The 20,689-nt window shown below is 61.9% G+C and carries 21 protein-coding genes and 1 other RNA gene; 13 read left to right on the top strand and 9 right to left on the bottom strand.

Features of this window, described 5'->3' with window-relative positions; all coding sequences use genetic code 11:
• Positions 1–13: 13 nt before the first annotated feature.
• Entirely contained in the window at positions 14–463 is a 450-nt protein-coding gene (locus tag ACVHNU_RS23725) for an EVE domain-containing protein (RefSeq protein ID WP_103483644.1), read from the bottom strand.
• A gap of 197 nt (positions 464–660) precedes the next feature.
• Between ACVHNU_RS23725 and ACVHNU_RS23720 the strand changes: the two genes are divergently transcribed.
• Complete coding sequence (locus ACVHNU_RS23720; RefSeq protein ID WP_003229308.1) at positions 661–816, top strand: hypothetical protein; 156 nt, start codon at positions 661–663, stop codon at positions 814–816.
• A 35-nt stretch (positions 817–851) separates the two neighbouring features.
• On the opposite strand, the gene ACVHNU_RS23715 is transcribed toward ACVHNU_RS23720, so the two are convergent.
• From ACVHNU_RS23715 to ACVHNU_RS23700, 4 genes are all read right to left on the bottom strand, one after another.
• Complete coding sequence (locus tag ACVHNU_RS23715) at positions 852–1,457, bottom strand: 5-formyltetrahydrofolate cyclo-ligase (RefSeq protein ID WP_103483643.1); 606 nt, start codon at positions 1,455–1,457, stop codon at positions 852–854.
• 80 nt (positions 1,458–1,537) lie between these two features.
• Positions 1,538–1,716: non-coding RNA, 6S RNA (gene ssrS, locus ACVHNU_RS23710), on the bottom strand.
• 30 nt (positions 1,717–1,746) lie between these two features.
• On the bottom strand, positions 1,747–2,064 hold the full coding sequence (locus ACVHNU_RS23705; protein ID WP_007967943.1) for a cell division protein ZapA: 318 nt from the start codon (positions 2,062–2,064) through the stop codon (positions 1,747–1,749).
• A complete protein-coding gene (locus tag ACVHNU_RS23700; RefSeq protein WP_103483758.1) occupies positions 2,061–2,270 on the bottom strand; it encodes a TIGR02449 family protein in 210 nt (69 codons plus the stop codon). Before ACVHNU_RS23700 ends, ACVHNU_RS23705 begins: the two co-directional genes overlap by 4 nt.
• Positions 2,271–2,404: 134 nt before the next feature.
• Between ACVHNU_RS23700 and ACVHNU_RS23695 the strand changes: the two genes are divergently transcribed.
• From ACVHNU_RS23695 to gcvH, 9 genes are all read left to right on the top strand, one after another.
• The gene (locus ACVHNU_RS23695; protein ID WP_473018403.1) at positions 2,405–2,965 is read left to right on the top strand and encodes a YecA/YgfB family protein; all 561 of its coding nucleotides are present in this window, start codon (positions 2,405–2,407) and stop codon (positions 2,963–2,965) included.
• 27 nt (positions 2,966–2,992) lie between these two features.
• Positions 2,993–4,327, top strand: a complete 1,335-nt coding sequence (gene pepP, locus ACVHNU_RS23690; protein ID WP_139055153.1) for a Xaa-Pro aminopeptidase — start codon at positions 2,993–2,995, stop codon at positions 4,325–4,327.
• Entirely contained in the window at positions 4,324–5,511 is a 1,188-nt protein-coding gene (ubiH, locus tag ACVHNU_RS23685) for a 2-octaprenyl-6-methoxyphenyl hydroxylase (protein ID WP_003229299.1), read from the top strand. Before pepP ends, ubiH begins: the two co-directional genes overlap by 4 nt.
• Positions 5,504–5,989, top strand: coding sequence for a DUF4442 domain-containing protein (locus ACVHNU_RS23680; protein ID WP_103483640.1), 486 nt, complete (start codon positions 5,504–5,506; stop codon positions 5,987–5,989). Before ubiH ends, ACVHNU_RS23680 begins: the two co-directional genes overlap by 8 nt.
• A 9-nt stretch (positions 5,990–5,998) precedes the next feature.
• Positions 5,999–7,216: a 2-octaprenyl-3-methyl-6-methoxy-1,4-benzoquinol hydroxylase gene (locus ACVHNU_RS23675; protein WP_473020095.1), complete on the top strand. Its 1,218-nt coding sequence runs from the start codon at positions 5,999–6,001 to the stop codon at positions 7,214–7,216.
• Between the two features lie 242 nt (positions 7,217–7,458).
• The gene (locus tag ACVHNU_RS23670) at positions 7,459–8,463 is read left to right on the top strand and encodes an extracellular solute-binding protein (protein ID WP_103483638.1); all 1,005 of its coding nucleotides are present in this window, start codon (positions 7,459–7,461) and stop codon (positions 8,461–8,463) included.
• Positions 8,464–8,663: 200 nt separating this feature from the next.
• Complete coding sequence (locus tag ACVHNU_RS23665) at positions 8,664–10,280, top strand: ABC transporter permease (RefSeq protein ID WP_003229293.1); 1,617 nt, start codon at positions 8,664–8,666, stop codon at positions 10,278–10,280.
• 156 nt (positions 10,281–10,436) lie between these two features.
• Positions 10,437–11,519, top strand: a complete 1,083-nt coding sequence (gene gcvT / locus ACVHNU_RS23660) for a glycine cleavage system aminomethyltransferase GcvT (protein WP_003229291.1) — start codon at positions 10,437–10,439, stop codon at positions 11,517–11,519.
• Positions 11,520–11,567: 48 nt separating this feature from the next.
• On the top strand, positions 11,568–11,951 hold the full coding sequence (gcvH, locus tag ACVHNU_RS23655) for a glycine cleavage system protein GcvH (protein ID WP_473018402.1): 384 nt from the start codon (positions 11,568–11,570) through the stop codon (positions 11,949–11,951).
• 106 nt (positions 11,952–12,057) lie between these two features.
• On the opposite strand, the gene ACVHNU_RS23650 is transcribed toward gcvH, so the two are convergent.
• The gene (locus ACVHNU_RS23650) at positions 12,058–13,197 is read right to left on the bottom strand and encodes a DegT/DnrJ/EryC1/StrS family aminotransferase (protein WP_473018401.1); all 1,140 of its coding nucleotides are present in this window, start codon (positions 13,195–13,197) and stop codon (positions 12,058–12,060) included.
• Positions 13,198–13,353: 156 nt separating this feature from the next.
• Between ACVHNU_RS23650 and gcvP the strand changes: the two genes are divergently transcribed.
• The gene (gene gcvP, locus ACVHNU_RS23645; protein WP_473018400.1) at positions 13,354–16,227 is read left to right on the top strand and encodes an aminomethyl-transferring glycine dehydrogenase; all 2,874 of its coding nucleotides are present in this window, start codon (positions 13,354–13,356) and stop codon (positions 16,225–16,227) included.
• A 188-nt stretch (positions 16,228–16,415) separates the two neighbouring features.
• Here gcvP and ACVHNU_RS23640 read toward each other — a convergent pair whose 3' ends face one another.
• Positions 16,416–16,733, bottom strand: coding sequence for a DUF2388 domain-containing protein (locus tag ACVHNU_RS23640; RefSeq protein WP_003229284.1), 318 nt, complete (start codon positions 16,731–16,733; stop codon positions 16,416–16,418).
• 138 nt (positions 16,734–16,871) lie between these two features.
• Between ACVHNU_RS23640 and ACVHNU_RS23635 the strand changes: the two genes are divergently transcribed.
• Entirely contained in the window at positions 16,872–17,849 is a 978-nt protein-coding gene (locus tag ACVHNU_RS23635; protein WP_045122851.1) for a hypothetical protein, read from the top strand.
• A gap of 4 nt (positions 17,850–17,853) precedes the next feature.
• Here the strand turns inward: ACVHNU_RS23635 and tfpB are convergent, their stop codons facing one another.
• Together tfpB and ACVHNU_RS23625 are read right to left on the bottom strand one after the other, a co-directional pair.
• The gene (tfpB, locus tag ACVHNU_RS23630) at positions 17,854–19,638 is read right to left on the bottom strand and encodes a type IV pilus assembly ATPase TfpB (protein ID WP_226500862.1); all 1,785 of its coding nucleotides are present in this window, start codon (positions 19,636–19,638) and stop codon (positions 17,854–17,856) included.
• Between the two features lie 90 nt (positions 19,639–19,728).
• Entirely contained in the window at positions 19,729–20,067 is a 339-nt protein-coding gene (locus ACVHNU_RS23625; RefSeq protein WP_226500863.1) for a hypothetical protein, read from the bottom strand.
• A 126-nt stretch (positions 20,068–20,193) separates the two neighbouring features.
• Here ACVHNU_RS23625 and ACVHNU_RS23620 point away from each other — a divergent pair, with 126 nt between their 5' ends.
• On the top strand, positions 20,194–20,658 hold the full coding sequence (locus tag ACVHNU_RS23620) for an Lrp/AsnC family transcriptional regulator (protein WP_027610503.1): 465 nt from the start codon (positions 20,194–20,196) through the stop codon (positions 20,656–20,658).
• Positions 20,659–20,689 lie beyond the last annotated feature (31 nt).

The following is a 20,689-nucleotide window of genomic DNA, read 5'->3' as shown; positions in this document are numbered from 1 at the left end:
GACCGGCAAGTTCTCAGCGCAAGCCGAGCACGGCGGCCCACTGTTCGGCTGTCACCGGCATGACCGATAGACGACTGCCTTTTTGCACCAACGGCATTTCAGCCAGGGCGGTCTGCTGTTTCAGATAATCGAGCTTCAGCACTCGGGCAAACGTCTCGACATGCGCAACATCAATCGCAGTCCAGGCGTTTTTATCGGGTGTGGCCTTCGGGTCGAAGTAATGGCTCTCGGGTTCCAGTGCGGTGGGATCCGGGTACGCCGCCTCGATTATTTTGCCGATTCCGGCGATACCCGGCTCCGGGCAGCTGGAGTGGTAGAAAAAGAACTCATCGCCGACCGCCATCGCCCGCAGGAAATTGCGCGCCTGATAGTTGCGAACCCCGTCCCAGCGCGCTTTGCCGAGTTTCTCCAGATCTTTGATCGAGAGTTCGTCGGGCTCGGATTTCATCAGCCAATAGGCCATGTCTTTTGCTCCTCAAGCGGTCATTGGGCAGGTTGTCGGGCAATTTTATGACAAACCGACGGTCGGTTGACGTCAGCGTTTGCGCCGAGGTTCACGTTGTCGCAAAATGCCGGCCTTTAAAGCTTGACGCTGCTGCACGGCCTACGAATGGAAACCGCTGCTGTCATCGTGATGATGTGCCTTGAGGGGGGCAATCGATGAAACGCAAACCGGATTTGCTATGGACTTTGGTTATTTTGTTCGGCCTTGGCGTCGTGACCACCGGTTACGCGCAAAGTCTATGGACGAGCAAGACCGATGCTCCGGTTGAAGTCGCGCAACAGGTCCAACAATCGACCGCCTTCAAGCGCTGAAACTGCCTTCCCGACGCCGCTGATCTGCGCGGCGTCTATCCCGCGAAATACCACGCCTTATCGGTGACCGTGCCTTGCAACGGTACATCCCAGCTGGCCTGCGCCAGGCGTTCGACCTTCTGACATTCATGGGCCAGGCCCAGCAACGTCGGCTTGCGCCAGTTTTTGCGCCGGGCCAGGTACGCCAGACTGCGGTCGTAGAAACCGCCGCCCATCCCCAGGCGTCCGCCAGCATCGTCAAACCCCACCAGTGGCAACAACACCAGATCCAGGGTCCAGATCTTGCGCTGATGGGCCAGATTGGCTCGTGGTTCGAGAATGCGGAAGCGGTTGGGCTTGAGCTTTTCGCCGGGGCGAATCCGCTGGAACACCATTTTGGTGCGCGGCCAGGCGCTGAGCACCGGCAGGTAGGTGGCCTTGCCGCGACGCTGGGCTTCGCGCAGCAGCAGGCGCGGATCGATTTCGCCATCGGTGGGCAGGTACAGAGAGATGTGTCTGGCCCGGCGAAAGTGCGGGTCTTGCGCCAGTTGCCGGAACAAGCCTTTGGCGGCCTGCCGTTGTTCACCGGGAGTCAGTGCACGGCGCGCCTTGCGCAGCAGGCGGCGGAGTTGCGGGCGGGGCAGCAGCGCAGGTTCGGTCATGGTTCGGCTTCGGCAGGTGAGGGCGAAAACGCACGCATAAAAAATCCGATGCCGGCAAAAACCGGCATCGGATTCGAATCAGGCTCCCCGGATGAACCGCTGTCAACTTAGCCCTTGAACCCGAAAGTTCAAGGTGGAAGATGCAGTAGACTTTAAGGCTTTCCGTCTGGCGGACATGCACACCAGCCCAACGTGCAACTTCCAGGGTAGTGCGAATCGGCTCAGGGACATCGTCAACTGGCAAGCACCCCAGGGAGTGCGGCGAGTATACCTCAAGCGGCCTGGCGAATCAGCCCTTGCTGATGTCCGGATCGTCGGCCAGCACCAGATCGACACGATCGAGCAAGTCGCGCACCTGTTCACGGGTCGAGCCGCTGGCCTGGATGTCCGGGCGCTCTTCTTTGTGCAAGAGGTCGTGGGTGATGTTCAGCGCGGCCATCACCGCAATACGGTCGGCGCCGATGACTTTGCCGCTGCTGCGGATCTCGCGCATCTTGCCGTCCAGGTAGCGGGCGGCGCTGACCAGATTGCTGCGTTCTTCCTGGGGGCAGATGATCGAATACTCTTTGTCGAGGATCTGCACGGTAACGCTATTGCTTGAACTCATGAGTCTTGCTCCAGGGCCTTGAGGCGCGAAATCATCGATTCGACCTTACGCCGGGCGATTTCGTTTTTTTCAATGAGGTGAGCGCGTTCCTCGCGCCAGGTCTTTTCCTGAGCTAGTAAGAGTGCGTTTTGACTCTTTAGTTGCTCGACTCGGGTAATCAGCTTTTCGAGTCTGGCCATCAGCGCTTGCAGGTCGGTGTCTTCCATTGTGTCCACTGAATTCATCTGATGGGCGGCAGGCGCCTGGCTGGCGGACAGCCTTTAATAGTCTTGGCGAGTCTGTCGATGTAGGATACAAGGCCTTCATTCTAGACATAGCGCCGTCTGGCGCCTAGCTGCCCATGACCATTGCGAATTCCCCGTACCAAGCCTTTGCCACCCTGCTGACTGCCAGCGGCCACAACGTCTCGCCTGCCGAACTGCACGGCCTGCTGCTCGGCCGCAGCTGCGCCGGTGCCGGCTTCGACGCCGACGAGTGGCTGATCGATGCCGCCGAACTGCTCGAAGGCGACCTCCAGGACAACGTCCGCAACGCCCTGATCGGCCTGCAAGAGATGGTCAAGGGTGAGTTGACCGGCAGCGACGTCACCGTCGTTCTGCTACTGCCGACCGATGACGCGCCGCTGGCCGACCGCGCCGCCGCACTGGGCCAATGGTGCCAGGGCTTCCTCAGCGGTTTCGGCCTGAACTGCCGCGACAGCAGCATGCTCAGCACCGAAGCCACCGAAGTGCTGCAGGATCTGGCGGCGATCTCCCAGGTGCAAGACGCTCTGGAAGAATCCGAAGACGGCGAAAGCGACTACATGGAAGTCATGGAATACCTGCGCGTCGCGCCACTGCTGCTGTTCTCGGAAACCAAAAAAGCCGACGTGCCGCCAGCCGCCAAACCGTCGCTGCATTAATCGCGTGCCAGGGAAAGCCATCTGCCCATGACCCATATCCCCAAAGCGGAATACAGCCGTCGCCGCAAGGCCCTGATGGCGCAGATGGAACCCAACAGCATCGCGATCCTGCCCGCCGCCGCGGTCGCGATCCGCAACCGCGACGTCGAGCACGTCTATCGCCAGGACAGCGACTTCCAGTACCTCAGCGGATTCCCCGAGCCACAGGCGGTCATCGTCCTGATGCCCGGCCGCGAGCACGGCGAGTACGTGCTGTTCTGCCGTGAACGCAATGCCGAACGCGAGTTATGGGACGGCCTGCGCGCCGGCCAGGAAGGCGCGATCCGTGATTACGGCGCCGACGACGCGTTCCCCATTACCGACATTGACGACATCCTCCCGGGCCTGATCGAAGGCCGCGACCGAGTGTATTCGGCAATGGGCAGCAACCCGGAATTCGATCGGCACCTGATGGACTGGATCAACGTGATCCGCTCCAAGGCGCACCTCGGCGCCCAGCCACCGAACGAATTCGTTGCCCTGGATCACCTGCTGCACGACATGCGCCTGTATAAATCGGCGGCAGAAGTGAAGGTGATGCGCGAAGCCGCACGGATTTCCGCTCAGGCGCATATCCGCGCTATGCAGGCCAGCCGGCCGGGACTGTACGAGTACAGCCTGGAAGCCGAGCTCGATTACGAGTTCCGCAAGGGCGGGGCGAAGATGCCGGCCTACGGTTCGATCGTCGCTGCCGGGCGCAACAGCTGCATCCTGCATTACCAGCAGAATGACGCGCTGCTCAAGGACGGCGACCTGGTGTTGATCGACGCCGGTTGCGAGATCGACTGCTACGCCAGCGACATCACCCGCACCTGGCCGGTCAACGGCAAGTTTTCCGCCGAGCAGAAAGCGATCTACGAACTGGTGCTGGCTTCGCAGGAAGCCGCGTTCGCTGAAATCGCCCCGAACAAAAACTGGAATCAGGCGCACGAAGCCACGGTCAGGGTGATTACCGCAGGCCTGGTCAAACTCGGAATCCTGCAAGGCGAGGTCGATGAGTTGATCGCGACCGAAGCCTATAAAGCGTTTTACATGCACCGTGCCGGCCATTGGCTGGGCATGGATGTACACGACGTTGGCGAGTACAAGGTCGGCGGCGAATGGCGGGTGCTGGAGGTCGGCATGGCGCTGACCGTCGAGCCGGGCATCTACATCGCCCCGGACAACCAGAACGTAGCGAAGAAATGGCGCGGCATTGGCGTGCGCATCGAGGATGACGTGGTAGTGACCAAGACCGGTTGTGAAATATTGACCAACGGCGTACCGAAAACCGTCGCCGAAATCGAAGCGCTGATGGCGCAAGCACGGACACACGCGGCATGAGTCGAGTCAATCTGGCAATCATCGGTGGCGGCCTGGTCGGCGCCAGCCTGGCGCTGGCCTTGCAGGCCGGGGCCAAGGCGCGTGGCTGGAAAATCGTCCTGATCGAACCGTTCGCCCCCGGCGACAGCTGGCAGCCGAGCTACGACGCACGTTCGTCGGCGCTGTCCTTCGGTTCGCGGCAGATCTATCAGCGGCTGGGCGTGTGGCAGGACATTTCCCGCCGCGCCGAGCCGATCAAACAGATTCACGTCTCTGACCGTGGTCGGTTCTCCACCGCTCGTCTGTCGGCGATGGAAGAGGGCGTGCCGGCCTTGGGCTACGTGGTGGAAAACGCCTGGCTCGGCCAATGCCTGTGGCAGCATCTGGATAAAGACGTGATCAGCTGGCGCTGCCCGGCGGAAGTCACGCGCATGGAGCCGCTGCCCGACGGCTATCGCCTGACCCTCAACGATGAAACAACCGTCGAGTGTGATCTGGCAGTGCTCGCCGATGGTGGTCGCTCCGGTCTGCGCGAGCAACTGGGCATCAACGTGCGCAAGCGTCCGTACAACCAGAGCGCGCTGATCGCCAACATCACCCCGAGCGAAGCGCACAACGGCATGGCCTTCGAGCGTTTCACCGACGAAGGCCCGATGGCCTTGCTACCGCTGCCAGACAACCGTTGCGCGCTGGTCTGGACCCGCCTGGGCATGGACGCGCAACGCCTGGCCGATTTGAGCGAACGCGATTTCCTCAGCGAACTGCAAGGCGTGTTCGGCTACCGACTCGGCACCTTGAAACAGGTCGGCGCGCGGCATTTGTATCCGCTGTCGCTGGTCGAGGCCGAGGAGCAAGTACGCTCGCATCTGGCCGTACTCGGCAATGCCGCGCACAGCCTGCACCCGATTGCCGGACAAGGTTTCAACCTGTCCCTGCGCGACGCCGATGCCTTGGCCGCCGCACTGCTCGCCAGCGACAAACCGCTGGGCGACTTCCCTACATTGCAGGCGTATCGCGAGCGACAGCGCCTGGACCAGGAGCTTACCGTGGGCTTCTCCGATCAGGTCACCCGACTGTTCGGCAGCACCCAGCCGCTGGTCTCGCTGGGGCGCAACATCGGCCTGCTCGGCCTCGATCTGCTGCCGCCGGCCAAACGCTGGTTCGCCCGTCAGGCCATGGGGCTCGGGACGCGGCCGGATGCTTGAGTGGTTGAGCCGTTCGTTCGGCAAGGCGCGCTTGATGCGCTGGGTGATGACCTTCTACCCACCGTACCTCGGCTCCGGGGTGCGGGTGCGGCACATCAGCGATGATTTTCGCGACGTTCAGGTGTCGATGGGGCTGGGCTGGTACAACCGCAACTACGTCGGCACCCAGTTTGGCGGCAGCCTGTACTCGATGGTCGATCCGTTCTACATGCTGATGCTGATGGAGAACCTCGGGCCGCGTTACATCGTCTGGGACAAAGCGGCCGACATCGATTTCATCGCCCCCGGCAAGGGCCCGGTGTTTGCCCGGTTCAACATCGACGACACCCTGCTCGACGAGATCCGCCGGCAGACCGCCAGTGGCGAGAAATACCTGCCGCAATTGCAGGTCGACATTCATGACGGCGCCGGCAACCTCGTGGCGCGAGTCGGAAAAACCCTTTACGTGCGGCTCAAGCCGCAAGCGAGACAGGCTTAAAGCATGGAAATGCGCGCAGATCTGCTGATTGTCGGAGCCGGAATGGTCGGCAGCGCCCTTGCGTTGGCGTTGCAGGACAGCGGCCTGGAAGTGCTGCTGCTCGACGGCAGCCCGCTGAGCGTCAAACCGTTCGATGCCGACGCGCCGTTCGAGCCGCGGGTCAGCGCGCTGTCGGCGGCCAGCCAGCGGATTCTTGAACGCCTCGGCGTTTGGGACGGCATCGCCAAACGTCGCAGCAGCCCGTACACCGACATGCACGTGTGGGACGGCAGCGGCACCGGACAGATTCATTTTTCGGCGAGCAGTGTGCATGCCGAAGTGCTCGGTCATATCGTCGAAAACCGCGTGGTGCAGGATGCCTTGCTCGATCGTTTGCACGATTGCGATCTGGGCATGCTGGCCAACGCACGGCTGGAGCAGATGCGCCGCTCCGGCGACGACTGGCTGCTGACCCTGGCCGATGGTCGCCAGTTGCGTGCGCCGCTGGTGATTGCCGCGGACGGCGCCAACTCGGCGGTGCGCCGCCTGACCGGCGTCGCCACCCGCGAGTGGGATTACTTGCACCACGCCATCGTCACCAGTGTGCGCAGCAGCAAGCCACACCGGATGACCGCGTGGCAGCGCTTCACCGATCACGGGCCGCTGGCGTTTCTGCCGCTGGAGCGTGACGGGCAGCAGGACTGGTGCTCGATTGTCTGGTCGACCACCCCGAGTGAAGCCGAACGCCTGATGGCGCTGGATGAAACCGCGTTCTGCCGTGAACTGGAGCGGGCGTTCGAAGGCTGCCTGGGCGAGGTGATCAGCGCTGATCCGCGTCTGTGCGTGCCGTTGCGTCAACGCCACGCCAAACGTTACGTGGCCGAAGGCCTGGCACTGATCGGCGACGCGGCGCACACCATTCACCCGTTGGCCGGGCAGGGTGTGAACCTTGGTTTCCTCGATGCGGCGGTGCTGGCTGAAGTGCTGTTGCAGGCCGCCGAACGTGGCGAGCGTCTGGCCGATGTGAAAGTGCTGAGCCGCTACGAACGCCGGCGCATGCCGCATAACCTGGCGTTGATGGCGGCGATGGAGGGCTTCGAGCGTCTGTTCCAGGCCGATCCGCTGCCGCTGCGCTGGTTGCGCAACGCCGGGTTGAAACTGGTGGAGCAGATGCCCGAGGCGAAGGCGTTGTTTGTGCGTGAGGCGCTGGGGTTGACCCGGGATCTCCCAGCGCTGGCCAAACCCTGAAGGCAATTATTTCTTTGTGGCGAGGGAGCTTGCTCCCGCTGGGCTGCGAAGCGGCCCCAAAAGCCATTTTGGCAGCATTGGGAGTCCTTCGGCCTCCAGCGGGAGCAAGCTCCCTCGCCACAGAGGCCAGCAATTTGGAAGTCATGCAACATCTGGTAACTCCTTGCTCAAGTGTTCGATTGAGCTGGTAAATGTGAGTCCTTATCATTTGGCCCACATTTTCCGACCGAGAGACCACTCCCATGTTGGCACCCAAGCGTCTTCTGACCGCACTGGCCCTGACCCTGATCGGCAGCGCCACCGCCCAGGCCGCCGACGAGGTGGTGGTCTACTCCTCGCGTATCGATGAGCTGATCAAACCGGTGTTCGACGCCTATACCGCGAAAACCGGGGTGAAGATCAAGTTCATCACCGACAAGGAAGCGCCGCTGATGCAGCGCATCAAGGCCGAAGGCGAAAACGCCACCGCCGACCTGCTGCTCACCGTCGACGCCGGCAACCTCTGGCAGGCCGAGCAGATGGGCATCCTGCAGCCGTTCACCTCGAAGACCATCGACAGCAACATTCCTGCGCAATACCGCTCATCCACGCATGCCTGGACAGGTCTGAGTCTGCGCGCGCGGACCATCGCCTATTCCACCGAACGGGTGAAACCGGGCGAGTTGACCACCTACGAAGCGCTGGCCGACAAGAATTGGGAAGGGCGCCTGTGCCTGCGCACGGCGAAGAAGGTCTACAACCAGTCGCTGACCGCGACCATGATCGAAGTGCACGGCGCCGAGAAGACCGAAAAGATCCTCAAGGGCTGGGTCAACAACCTGTCCACCGATGTGTTCTCCGACGACGTGGCAGTGCTGGAGGCGATCAATGCCGGCCAGTGCGACGTCGGCATCGTCAACACCTACTACTACGGTCGCCTGCACAAGCAGAAGCCGGACCTGCCGGTGAAACTGTTCTGGCCGAATCAGGCCGACCGCGGCGTACACGTGAACCTGTCGGGCATCGGCCTGACCAAGCATGCGCCGCACCCGGAAGCAGCCAAGGCGCTGGTCGAGTGGATGACCACGCCTGAGGCGCAGAAGATCTTCGCTGACGTGAACCAGGAATTCCCGGCCAACCCGGCGGTGAAGCCTTCGGAGGAAGTGGCGGCGTGGGGCCAGTTCGTCGCTGATACCTTGCCGGTGGAAGTGGCGGGCAAGCGTCAGGCGGAAGCGATCCGGATGATGGATCGCGCGGGCTGGAACTAAGCCGGCCACCACGGCGAGCCCTCTGTGGCGAGGGAGCTTGCTCCCGCTGGGTCGCGAAGCGGCCCCTGGCGCCCTTGCGTCTGGCGTGAATTGAACTGTTAACTTCCTGCGGCTGCTTCGCAGCCGAGCGGGAGCAAGCTCCCTCGCCACAACATGTGGTCGACGTCGAATGGGCGTTGGCCCTCTTGCAGAGAACCCCCTTGGCCCACCCCGCCCAACGCCGCTGGTATCCCATCGTCCTCGCCATTGCCGCGCTGGTGCTGCTACCCCTGAGTGTCCTGCTGCTGTCGTGGCAGACCATCGATCAGCAAATCTGGTCGCACCTGTGGGAAACCCAGATGCCGCGCCTGCTGGGCAACACGTTGATGCTGGTGCTTGGCGTCGGTGTCGGCGTGACGCTGCTCGGTGTCAGTCTGGCGTGGCTCACCAGCCTCTGCGAATTCCCCGGACGGCGCTGGCTCGACTGGGCGTTGATGCTGCCGTTCGCCATCCCCGCCTACGTGCTGGCGTTCGTCTTCGTTGGCCTGCTGGATTTCGCCGGCCCGGTGCAAACGCTGCTGCGTGAGTGGTTCGGCAGCGGCTTGCGCCTGCCACGGGTACGCTCCACCGGCGGGGTGATCGTGGTGCTGGTGCTGGTGTTTTATCCCTACGTTTACCTGCTGGCGCGCACCGCGTTTCTCGCGCAGGGCAAAGGCCTGATGGAAGCGGCGCGGGTACTCGGCCAGTCGCCCTGGCAGGCGTTCTGGCGGGTGGCGTTGCCGATGGCGCGTCCGGCGATTGGCGCCGGTGTCGCACTGGCGCTGATGGAGACGTTGGCGGATTTCGGCGCGGTGTCGGTGTTCAACTTCGACACCTTCACCACCGCCATCTACAAGACCTGGTACGGCTTCTTCAGCCTGCCGAGCGCGGCGCAACTGGCCAGTCTGTTGCTGCTGGTGGTGATGCTGGTGCTCTACGGCGAGCGACGCGCGCGCGGCGCCAACCGGGCAAGCAACGAGCGACCACGGGTCAAGGCGCTGTATCAGCTGCGCGGACTCAAAGCGTTCGCGGCGACCGGTTGGTGCCTGGTGGTGTTTGCCTGCGCGTTCGTGATTCCGCTGTTGCAACTGCTGGTGTGGTTCTGGCAGCGCGGGCGCTTCGATCTGGATGAGCGTTATGCCGGGCTGATCCTGCACACCCTGTATCTGGGCGCTATGGCGGCGTTGATCACCGTCAGCGTCGCGCTGTTGCTGGCGTTTGCCCGACGTCTGGCGCCGACCCGGGCGATCCGTTCCGGAGTCAGTCTGGCCAATCTCGGTTATGCGTTGCCGGGTTCGGTGCTGGCAGTGTCGATCATGCTGGCGTTCAGTTATCTCGACCGCGCATTGGTGATTCCGCTGTCGGGCTGGCTCGGCGGCGCCGGCAAGCCGCTGCTGCTGGGCAGTCTGGCCGCGTTGCTGATGGCCTATCTGGTGCGCTTTATCGCGGTGGCCTACGGGCCGCTGGAAAACAGTCTGGCGCGTATACGGCCTTCATTGCCCGAAGCGGCACGTAGTCTGGGTGTCAGTGGGCCGCGACTGTTTTTCAAAGTGTATCTTCCGTTGTTGCTGCCCGGCACGCTGAGCGCGGCGTTGCTGGTGTTTGTCGATGTGCTCAAGGAAATGCCCGCGACCCTGCTGATGCGCCCGTTTGGCTGGGACACACTGGCCGTGCGGATCTTTGAAATGACCAGCGAGGGCGAGTGGGCGCGTGCATCGCTGCCGGCGCTGACCCTGGTGTTGGTTGGTTTATTGCCGGTCATCGGCCTGATCCGCCGCTCGGCGCACCGAAACACTTAGTAGTGAGTCCTGAATCATGCGGCTACAATGCGCGGCATTCGGTGCGGTTCGTCTGATAGACCCGTTCGCTGAAATCGGCTGAAAGCCTTCTATTTCGTGGCTTTCACCCCGTACAGCGGCTGTCCGCACCTTCGCCACGCCCGGAAGGAGAAACCCATGGGACAGCGTACGCCTCTGTATGACCTGCATCTTGCCCTCGGCGCGAAGATGGTCGATTTTGGCGGTTGGGACATGCCACTGCATTACGGCTCGCAGGTCGAGGAACACCACGAGGTGCGCCGCGATTGCGGGGTGTTCGATGTTTCCCACATGACCGTGATCGACGTTGATGGCCCCCAGGCCAAGGCCTGGCTGCAGCATTTGCTGGCCAATGACGTCGAACGCCTGCACCGCCCCGGCCGTGCGCTCTACAGCACCATGCTCAACGAGCGTGGCGGCATCGTCGACGACATGATTGTCTATCGCCTCGAAGACCGTTATCGCCTGGTGTTCAACGCCTCCACCCGCGACCAGGATCTGGCGTGGATGCAGGCGCATGTCGCCGGTTACGAGGTGCAACTGCACGAACGCCAGGAACTGGCGATGCTCGCCATTCAAGGCCCGCAGGCCCGGCACAAGATTGCCGAACTGGTGACCCAGTCCCGCGCCGCACTGATCCAGCACCTCAAACCGTTCGAAGCCGAAGTCGATGGCGACTGGTTCATCGCGCGCACCGGTTACACCGGTGAAGACGGGCTGGAAATCGCCTTGCCGGCCGAGCAGGCACCGGGCTTCTTCAACGATCTGGTCGGCGCCGGCATTTCTCCCATCGGTCTCGGTGCCCGCGATACGCTGCGGGTCGAGGCCGGGATGAACCTCTACGGCCAGGACATTCATCAAGATGTCTCGCCGCTGGCGTCCAATATGGCCTGGAGCATTGCCTGGGAACCGGCCTCGCGGCAGTTCATCGGCCGTGCTGCGCTGGAAGCGGAAAAAGCTGCCGGTGTTGCCCACAAACTGGTGGGGCTGGTGCTTGAGGAGCGGGGTGTTTTGCGCGCCCATCAAGTGGTTCGTATCGCCGATGTTGGCGAAGGAGAGATCACCAGTGGTAGTTTCTCTCCTACGCTAAGCAAATCGATTGCCCTGGCGCGTGTACCGATGGCCACAGCCGACCGCGCCGAAGTGGAAATTCGTGGCAAGTGGTATCCGGTACGAGTGGTCAAACCGACCTTCGTGCGCCATGGCAAAACCTTGATCTAACCTTTCCCGGCGGGCCTGACCGCTGACAATTTCTTGAGGACACCGAGCATGAGCAATATCCCCGCTGAACTGCGTTTTGCCGAAAGTCATGAGTGGGCGCGTCTGGAAGCCGACGGCACCGTTACCGTGGGCATCAGCGATCACGCGCAGGAAGCGCTGGGCGATGTGGTGTTCGTTGAACTGGCCGAAGTCGGCAAGGTGTTTGATGCCGGTGAGGCTGCCGGTGTTGTCGAGTCGGTGAAGGCCGCGTCCGACATCTACTCCCCGGTCGGCGGTGAAGTGATCGCGGTCAACGAAGCGCTGGCTGACTCGCCGGAAGAACTGAATAACGATCCGTACGCTGCATGGATCTTCAAGCTCAAGCCAAGCGACAAGGCCGAGCTGGACAACCTGCTGGACGCTGCTGCCTACAAGGCTGCCATCGGCGAATAATCCTCGCCCCCTGTAGGAGCTGCCGCAGGCTGCGATCTTTTGATTTTGTTTTTAAAGACAAGATCAAAAGATCGCAGCCTGCGGCAGCTCCTACATTAAGAGCGCTTCAGGGTTTCAATACGGCTTTCACTGCCGCCACCGAACGCTCGACGTCGTCCTTGGTCATGGTGGTGAACATCGGCAATGACACGATCAAGCGTCCAACGCGCTCGGCAACTGGCAACATGCCTTCCTTGAACCCGCGCTCGCGGTACAGGCTCAGCAAGTGGATCGGCGGGTAGTGATAGCCGATGCCGATGCCTTTGGCCTGCATCTGCTCCATGAACGTGGCGCGGGCCGGCAAGCCGTCCTTGCGCTCCGGCAGGACCAGTTGGAACAGGTGCCAGTTGCTCTGGGTGAAGTCCGCCGGTGGCAGTTGGGCGCCATAAGTCGCTTCAAAGTCATCGCCAAAACATTTGAAGTAGTGCCGGGCCAGTTCCTGACGATGGGCGGTCAGCGCCTCGATATGGGCGAACTGGCCGAGGCCGATGGTGGCGGCGATGTCGGTCATGTTGAACTTGCCGCCGAGCACGTCGACGTCCAGACCATCGAAGCCGTTGCGGGTTACGCCCTGCAGGCGGTACTTCTCCGCCAGCCGCGCTTCTTCCGGGGTGTTCAGCACCAGGCAGCCACCCTCGGAGCAGGTAACGTTCTTGTTCGCCTGAAAACTGAACGAGACGAAATCGCCGGTGGCGCCGATGCGCTGACCGTTCCAGCTCGAACCCAGGGCCTGAGCGGCGTCTTCGACAATGCGCAAGTTGTGTTTGCGGGCGATGGCGTACAAGCGTTCCATGTCCACGGGCAGGCCGGCGAGGTACACCGGAATCACCGCTTTGGTGCGCGGGGTGATGGCCGCTTCCAACTGGTCCAGATCGATGTTGCGGGTCACCGGATTGATGTCGGCAAACACCGGCGTGGCGCCGACTTCGAGGATCACGTTGGCGGTGGCAACCCAGGAAATCGGCGTGGTGATCACTTCGTCACCCGGCCCGATGCCGGCGATGCGCAAGGCGATTTCCATGGTGCAGGTGCCGGAGTTGAAGGTGCGTACCGGGCGCCCGCCGAAGTATTCCGACAGTTGTGCTTCAAAGGCCTGGACCTTCGGCCCGCTGGTGATCCAGCCGGAGCGCAGCACATCGCCGACGGCGGCAATCGTGGCTTCATCAATGACAGGTTTGGAAAACGGCAGGAACGGCAGTTGGCTCATGAGGATTCGATCATCCGAAAGTTGGACGCCTGATGCAGGCGCTACAGCATGCCCCGGAACCCCCTCTGCCGCCAAGCCGTGCGCGTCGGTATCGGCTGCTATGCTGGTTTGACCGTGTTGCATTGACGCCGAGCGCCAGCCAAGAGAGAGCCCGTCATGTCCCAGTTGCCATCCTTGAGCCAGTTACGCGACCCCGAAGCCTTCCTGCGCCGCCATTTGGGCCCCGACGCCGCCGAACAACAGGCAATGCTCGACAGCCTCGGCCTCGGCAGCCGGGGCGAACTGATCGAGCAGACGGTGCCGCCGGGCATTCGTCTGAATCGGGCGCTGGATTTGCCGCCGGCCCTCGACGAACAGGCGGCGCTGGCCAAACTGCGCGGGTATGCCGAGCAGAATCAGGTCTGGACCAGCCTGATCGGCATGGGTTACCACGGCACGCTGACGCCAACCGTCATCTTGCGTAACGTGCTGGAAAACCCCGGCTGGTACACCGCGTACACCCCGTATCAACCGGAGATCGCCCAGGGCCGTCTCGAAGCGCTGCTGAATTTTCAGCAACTGACCATCGACCTCACCGGACTTGAACTGGCCAACGCCTCGTTGCTCGACGAAGCCACGGCCGCCGCGGAAGCCATGGCGCTGGCCAAGCGTGTGGCGAAGTCGAAGAGCAATCTGTTTTTCGTTGATGAAAACTGTCATCCGCAGACCATTTCCGTGGTGCAGACCCGCGCCGAAGGCTTCGGTTTCGAGCTGATCATCGACGCTGTGGATAACCTCAGCCAGCATCAGGTGTTCGGCGCGTTGCTGCAGTATCCCGACACCCACGGCGAGATCCGTGATCTGCGCCCGGTCATTGATCAGCTGCACGCGCAGCAGGCGCTGGCCTGTGTCGCCACCGATCTGCTGAGCCTGTTGCTGTTGACGCCGCCGGGTGAACTGGGCGCGGATGTGGTGTTCGGGTCGTCCCAGCGCTTTGGCGTACCGATGGGCTACGGCGGCCCGCATGCGGCGTTTTTTGCCAGCCGCGAAGAGTACAAACGGGCGATTCCGGGGCGGATCATCGGCGTGTCGAAAGACGCCCGAGGCAATGTGGCGTTGCGCATGGCCCTGCAAACCCGTGAGCAGCATATTCGCCGCGAGAAGGCCAATTCGAACATCTGTACCGCGCAGGTGCTGCTGGCCAACATCGCCAGTTGCTACGCGGTGTATAACGGGCCGCAAGGCTTGAAGCGCATCGCCCAGCGTGTGCACCGCTTGACCTGCATTCTGGCGGCGGGCCTTGAGCGCCATGGCATCCAGCGGGTCAACGGGCAGTTTTTCGACACCCTCACGCTGGAGGTGGGCGGCGCGCAGAGCGCGATCATCGACAGCGCCAGGGCCGCGCAGATCAACCTGCGGATTCTCGGCCGTGGCCGAGTGGGGTTGAGCCTCGACGAGACTTGCGATGCAAACACGGTGGCCAAACTGTTTGATGTGCTGCTGGGTGCCGATCATGGGCTGAACGTCGACGAAATTGATGCAGAAGAGCTGGTTTCCGGGATTCCCGAGCACCTGCAACGCAACACGCCGTACCTGCGCCATCCGGTGTTCAATGCGCATCACAGCGAAACCGAGATGCTGCGCTACCTCAAGCAACTGGAGAACAAGGATCTGGCGCTCAACCAGTCGATGATCCCGTTAGGCTCCTGCACCATGAAACTCAACGCCACCAGCGAGATGATCCCGATCACCTGGCCGCAGTTCGCCAACCTGCACCCGTTTGCGCCTCGGGAGCAGGCGGTCGGTTACACCTTGATGATCGAAGAACTGCAGCGCTGGTTGTGCGCGATCACCGGGTTCGATGCGATCTGCATGCAGCCCAACTCCGGAGCCCAGGGCGAATACGCCGGGCTGTTGGCGATTCGCAAATATCACGAGAGCCGACAGCAGGGCGCGCGGAATATCTGCCTGATTCCGTCTTCGGCCCACGGCACCAACCCGGCCTCGGCGCAGATGGCCGGGATGCGCGTGGTGATCGTCGAGTGCGACGAGGCCGGCAATGTCGATCTGGACGACCTGAAAACCAAGGCTGCCGCGGCGGGGGACAAGTTGTCGTGTCTGATGGCGACCTATCCTTCGACCCATGGTGTGTACGAGGAGGGTATCAGCGAGATCTGCGAAGTTATCCACAAGCACGGCGGGCAGGTGTACATGGACGGCGCCAATCTCAATGCGCAGGTCGGGCTGGCGCGGCCGGCGGACATTGGCGCCGATGTGTCGCACATGAACCTGCACAAGACTTTCTGCATCCCCCACGGCGGTGGCGGGCCGGGCATGGGGCCGATCGGCATTCGCGCGCATCTGGCGCCGTTCGTTGCCAATCACCCGGTGGTGCCGATTGACGGCCCGTTGCCACAGAACGGCGCAGTCAGTGCGGCGCCGTGGGGCAGTGCGAGCATTTTGCCGATCAGCTGGATGTACATCGCGATGATGGGGCCGCAACTGGCGGATGCCAGCGAAGTGGCGATCCTCGCCGCGAATTATCTGGCGCAGCATTTATCCGGCGCATTTCCGGTGCTGTACACCGGACGCAACGGGCGGGTGGCCCATGAGTGCATTCTCGATCTGCGGCCGTTGAAGGCGCAGACCGGGATCAGCGAAGAGGACGTCGCCAAGCGCCTGATGGACTATGGCTTCCATGCGCCGACCATGTCCTTCCCGGTGCCAGGGACGTTGATGGTCGAGCCGACCGAGAGCGAGTCCAAGGCTGAACTCGATCGGTTCATCGGCGCGATGCTGAGCATCCGCGCGGAAATCACCGAAGTGCAGAACGGCAACTGGCCGGCGGAGGACAACCCGCTCAAGCGCGCGCCGCATACCCTGGCGGATGTCACCGGAGTGTGGGAGCGGCCTTACAGCATCGAGCAGGGGATCACCCCGGATGCGCACACCAAGGCGCACAAGTATTGGCCGGCGGTGAATCGGGTCGATAACGTTTATGGGGATCGCAATCTGTTTTGTGCCTGCGTCCCGGTGGACGATTACCGCTGATCCTCAGGAAACACACAGACCCATTGTGGGAGCGGGCTTGCTCGCGAAGGCGGTGGGTCAGGCATATGTATTTTTTCTGACAGGACGCCTTCGCGAGCAAGCCCGCTCCCACAGGGTGGCGTGGTGAATTCGGAATGACAGGCAAAAAAATGCCGCTCGATCGAGCGGCATTTTTGTCGGCGCAAGGCTTACTCGGATTCCACCGCGTTCTTCGCCAGAATCGCATTCGCTAGTTCCATGTCCGTGGCCTGCAGGCCCGGGTTGTCGGCGCGGACTTTCTGCATCGCCGCTTCCAGGTACGGCCCGCGGATACCGCCGTCGCTGGCGACGAAGCTGCCGGCGTCGTCCTGTGCTGCGACGATCAGCTTGTGATCCTTGAAAGTCAGGTAGGTCGAACCGGTGGTGGCACCGGAGGAAATGACGTTACGCCAAAAGCCGTCGGCCATCGCTGAACCAACGGGAAGGGACAGCAAGGCAAGGGTCGCGACAGCAAGTTTGAGACGCATGATTGAGTGACTCCTGGGGGTTATCTAAGGCGTTGGATCGTCATTTACCCGATCCGGTTCCATGACTGCTCAGTCATGGAGCTGATGAGCTGGAGGTACGCAGGGTAGTTTGGCACCATGCACCCCGGTTTTTCATGCATGGACGCTGCCTTGGCTTTTATTTCTCTGATGTACGTGATGGTGTGGACAGTATGCACGGCGGCCTTTATCGGGCTTACGGTACTGGTGATCATGCTGTGTGTGCCGACGTGGCGTCGTGCACTGTTGCGTCATCCACGCAAAGTGAGTGTTCTGGGGCTGCTTTGTCTATCGGTTGTCGGTGTGACCATCAACCAGATCACCAGCAGCATCGCAGACACTCTTGCCCGCAATTTAAGACTGAAGCACGAGGTTCAGGTCGAGGGTCTCAAATTGCCTGCGGGCACGTGGTTGCATCTAATGACCATCGATCCACTGGACGCGAACGGTCAACCGCAGATCCATGGCCTGGCGAGTCTGGACACTGCCAGGTTTCCTGCGCCGCAAACCCTCATGGGGGCGCGGGTTTCTTCACTGCAGATGTATCACCTGACGAGCGGAGAGATGCGCCTCGTCGGTGACCAGATAATTGATGGCTGGCCCTGTGCCCGCGACACGTTGCTGACCGTGAACTTCAGCGAAGAAACCCGGTTGCGCCCCGACCTCTGGCAGTTTGACGGCTGTACTTTGGTCGCCGGTGCAAAAGTCGCCGGTTTGGCCTGGCCAACCAAGAGTGGAGTGCAGAAGCAGGGCAACGAATACAGTGTCAGCTATTGGCAGGCATCGGAGTCCGTTTCGATTCAGGGCATTGAGTTGATGACCGCGACCGTGGAGCTCGATCAGCAACGCAATCCTCTGCATTGGAGTGGTCAGTTGCGCAATCCAATGGCGCTGGGTGATTGGCGGTACCCCCGAGGCACTCGGGCAGCCCAGGGCAAGCCGCAAACATTGCGCATGACGTCGAGCCAGACGTATACCGCGAAAAATGTGCGCACCGGTGAGACCCTGAAGCCCAATTACTCGATCCTGCAACGTGTGCCAAATGGGCAGGTGCTATGGATCAAGCCCAATGCCGAGATTGATGATCTCGACTGGTAGCCGGTTATTTCTGTTCGCTCTGCGGTGTTACCCGCAGCACCTCCTCAATGGTGGTCAGCCCCGCCGCAACCTTTTGTGCGCCCGACAGGCGCAGGCTGCGCATGCCTTCCTTGAAGGCTTGCCGCCGGATCGCGGTGAGGTCGGCGTCGGGGGTGATGAAGGCCTTGAGGCTGTCGCTCAGTTGCATGATTTCGTAGACCCCGGCGCGTCCGCGATAACCGGTGTCGCGACATTCCAGACAACCGATAGCGCGTTGCGCATTGCCCGGCAGCGGCGCCTGCCAGGGCCGGGTCAGGGTTTGCCAGTCTTCCTCTTCCAGCGTCAGCGGCGCCTTGCAGTGCGGGCACAGCGTGCGCACCAGACGCTGGGCCATGACCCCGAGCACCGTGGCCTTGATCAGATAGTGCGGCACGCCGAGTTCCAATAGCCGACTGATCGCGCTGGGGGCATCGTTGGTGTGCAGGGTCGACAGCACCAGGTGGCCGGTGAGTGCAGCCTGAATCGCCATTTCCGCGGTTTCCAGGTCGCGAATCTCGCCGATCATGATGATATCCGGGTCTTGCCGCATCAGCGCGCGTACCCCGGCGGCGAAACTCAGGTCGATGTTGTGCTGGACCTGCATCTGGTTGAACGCCGGCTCGACCATTTCGATCGGGTCTTCGATGGTGCAGAGGTTGATCTCCGGCGTCGCCAGTTTCTTCAGCGTGGTGTAGAGCGTGGTGGTCTTGCCCGAACCGGTTGGCCCGGTGACCAGAATGATGCCGTTGGGTTGGCGGGTCATGTCCTGCCAGCGGCGCAGGTCGTCGGCGGAAAAGCCCAACTGATCGAAGTCCTTGAGCAGCACTTCCGGGTCAAAAATCCGCATGACCATTTTTTCGCCAAACGCGGTGGGCAACGTTGAGAGCCGCAGCTCCACCTCGCCACCGTCCGGGGTCTTGGTCTTGACCCGGCCGTCCTGGGGTTTGCGCTTCTCGGCGACGTTCATCCGCCCGAGGCTTTTCAGGCGGCTGACAATGGCCATGGTCACCTGCGGCGGAAATTGATAGACGTTGTGCAACACGCCATCAATGCGGAAACGCACGGTGCCCTGTTCGCGGCGCGGTTCGATGTGGATATCGCTGGCGCGCTGCTGGAAGGCGTACTGGAACAGCCAGTCGACGATGTTGACGATGTGCGCATCGTTGGCGTCCGGCTCCTGATCGCTGGCGCCGAGGTTGAGCAGTTGTTCGAAGTTGCCGAGGTTGCCGCTCTGCGCGTCGGCATTGCTGGCGCCGCTGACCGATTTGGCGAGGCGGAAGAACTCGACGCTGAAGCGCTGGATATCCGCCGGGTTGGCGACGACCCGTTTGATCGGCAGCTTCAGCACGTGGGTCAGGTCAGCCTCCCAACCGGTGACGTAGGGCTGGGCGCTGGCCACGACCACCGCGTCGCGGTCGACCGCTACCGCGAGAATCTTGTGGCGCTGGGCAAAGGCGTAGGACATCAGTGGGGTGATGGCGGCGACGTTGATCTTCAACGGGTCGATGCGCATGTACGGCTGGCCGGCCTGTTGCGCCAGCCACAGGGTCAGGCTTTCCAGATCCAGATGCTTGCCCGGACGGCTGAGGTCATCCAGTTGCTGGCTGGCAATGAATTCCAGCGGATGCTGCTGGCCGTGGGGCGCGTGGCGGCGCCGGGCATTGAGCGCCTGCTCCGCCGAATCCTGGCTGATAAAGCCCTGGGCGACCAGTTCACGCAACACATCGTTGAGATCCAGCCAGCGGTCCTGAGTGGCGAGTTGAACGGACATGCGGGCTCCTTTTGAACGACTGTGCGCAAAGGATAGTCGTGGCCCCGCAGACTGTTGGGCCACTACCCGACAAAGCCGTTGCCGGATTTGTCAGCCGGCCGCCTGGGCTGGCGCAGCCCACGCCGTGTCAGCGTTTTGCAGGTTCACCGAGCAGACGCTGATCAGGTTACGAAGTTTTTCCGCAATCACCTGCGCGCGATGCCAGCTCAGCCCGTCGATGACGATGTCGATCGACAGCAGATCGTCGAGCCGTTCGACGTGGACCTGCTGCGGCGTGAGGAACTGCAGCGCGAACAGGTTCAGCACCCGCACCAGCAGATCCGGCTCGGCTTCGGCGAGCAGCTGATAACGCGCACAGCAGTGGGCGTTGTTGACGTTCCACACATCGGCGCGGGGCGCAGGGGTATTCACGGCTTCGAGGTGAGGCATGTCCGGTCTCCAGAATCAGTGGAGGAATTTTTACATTCGGTGTCGGGCATTTCTTGTCTAAGATGAGCGGATTCGCGGATTACTCGACTGGAGCGATTCGTAAAATGATCATTTTGAGGATTGATTATGCATAGCGAGCTGGACAGCTACGACCGGCGGATTCTCGCCTTGCTGCAAGAGGACGCGTCACTGTCCAGCGCGCAGATCGCCGAGCAGGTGGGACTGTCGCAATCGCCGTGCTGGCGGCGGATTCAGCGGATGAAGGAGGAGGGGATCATTCGCGGGCAGGTGACCTTGCTTGATCGCAAGAAGATCGGCCTGAACACGCAGATCTTCGCCGAGATCAAACTCAACGCCCACGGGCGTTCGAACTTCACCGAATTCACCGAGGCGATTCGCGGTTTTCCGGAAGTGCTGGAGTGTTATGTGCTGATGGGCGCGGTGGATTTTCTGTTGCGCATTGTCGCGGCGGACATCGAGGCGTATGAGCGGTTTTTCTTCGAAAAACTGTCGCTGGTGCCGGGGATTCAGGAAGTGAACTCGATTGTGGCGTTGTCGGAGATCAAGTCGACGACCAGCCTCCCGGTCTAGCACGGATGGCCTCTGTGGCGAGGGAGCTTGC

The sequence above is a fragment of the Pseudomonas sp. Ors-4-3C genome (genome assembly GCF_055755035.1).
Note: the sequence above shows the minus strand (reverse complement) of the source record. Positions and strands in the feature narration are given on the sequence as shown.

What these genes read in the sequence shown, in the direction of transcription:
- ACVHNU_RS23725 (WP_103483644.1), bottom strand. Translation starts at nt 463, where the DNA reads ATGGCCTATTGGCTGATGAAATCCGAGCCCGACGAACTCTCGATCAAA.
- ACVHNU_RS23720 (WP_003229308.1), top strand. Translation starts at nt 661, where the DNA reads ATGAAACGCAAACCGGATTTGCTATGGACTTTGGTTATTTTGTTCGGC.
- ACVHNU_RS23715 (WP_103483643.1), bottom strand. Translation starts at nt 1,457, where the DNA reads ATGACCGAACCTGCGCTGCTGCCCCGCCCGCAACTCCGCCGCCTGCTG.
- ACVHNU_RS23705 (WP_007967943.1), bottom strand. Translation starts at nt 2,064, where the DNA reads ATGAGTTCAAGCAATAGCGTTACCGTGCAGATCCTCGACAAAGAGTAT.
- ACVHNU_RS23700 (WP_103483758.1), bottom strand. Translation starts at nt 2,270, where the DNA reads ATGGAAGACACCGACCTGCAAGCGCTGATGGCCAGACTCGAAAAGCTG.
- ACVHNU_RS23695 (WP_473018403.1), top strand. Translation starts at nt 2,405, where the DNA reads ATGACCATTGCGAATTCCCCGTACCAAGCCTTTGCCACCCTGCTGACT.
- pepP (WP_139055153.1), top strand. Translation starts at nt 2,993, where the DNA reads ATGACCCATATCCCCAAAGCGGAATACAGCCGTCGCCGCAAGGCCCTG.
- ubiH (WP_003229299.1), top strand. Translation starts at nt 4,324, where the DNA reads ATGAGTCGAGTCAATCTGGCAATCATCGGTGGCGGCCTGGTCGGCGCC.
- ACVHNU_RS23680 (WP_103483640.1), top strand. Translation starts at nt 5,504, where the DNA reads ATGCTTGAGTGGTTGAGCCGTTCGTTCGGCAAGGCGCGCTTGATGCGC.
- ACVHNU_RS23675 (WP_473020095.1), top strand. Translation starts at nt 5,999, where the DNA reads ATGCGCGCAGATCTGCTGATTGTCGGAGCCGGAATGGTCGGCAGCGCC.
- ACVHNU_RS23670 (WP_103483638.1), top strand. Translation starts at nt 7,459, where the DNA reads ATGTTGGCACCCAAGCGTCTTCTGACCGCACTGGCCCTGACCCTGATC.
- gcvT (WP_003229291.1), top strand. Translation starts at nt 10,437, where the DNA reads ATGGGACAGCGTACGCCTCTGTATGACCTGCATCTTGCCCTCGGCGCG.
- gcvH (WP_473018402.1), top strand. Translation starts at nt 11,568, where the DNA reads ATGAGCAATATCCCCGCTGAACTGCGTTTTGCCGAAAGTCATGAGTGG.
- ACVHNU_RS23650 (WP_473018401.1), bottom strand. Translation starts at nt 13,197, where the DNA reads ATGAGCCAACTGCCGTTCCTGCCGTTTTCCAAACCTGTCATTGATGAA.
- gcvP (WP_473018400.1), top strand. Translation starts at nt 13,354, where the DNA reads ATGTCCCAGTTGCCATCCTTGAGCCAGTTACGCGACCCCGAAGCCTTC.
- ACVHNU_RS23640 (WP_003229284.1), bottom strand. Translation starts at nt 16,733, where the DNA reads ATGCGTCTCAAACTTGCTGTCGCGACCCTTGCCTTGCTGTCCCTTCCC.
- ACVHNU_RS23635 (WP_045122851.1), top strand. Translation starts at nt 16,872, where the DNA reads ATGGACGCTGCCTTGGCTTTTATTTCTCTGATGTACGTGATGGTGTGG.
- tfpB (WP_226500862.1), bottom strand. Translation starts at nt 19,638, where the DNA reads ATGTCCGTTCAACTCGCCACTCAGGACCGCTGGCTGGATCTCAACGAT.
- ACVHNU_RS23625 (WP_226500863.1), bottom strand. Translation starts at nt 20,067, where the DNA reads ATGCCTCACCTCGAAGCCGTGAATACCCCTGCGCCCCGCGCCGATGTG.
- ACVHNU_RS23620 (WP_027610503.1), top strand. Translation starts at nt 20,194, where the DNA reads ATGCATAGCGAGCTGGACAGCTACGACCGGCGGATTCTCGCCTTGCTG.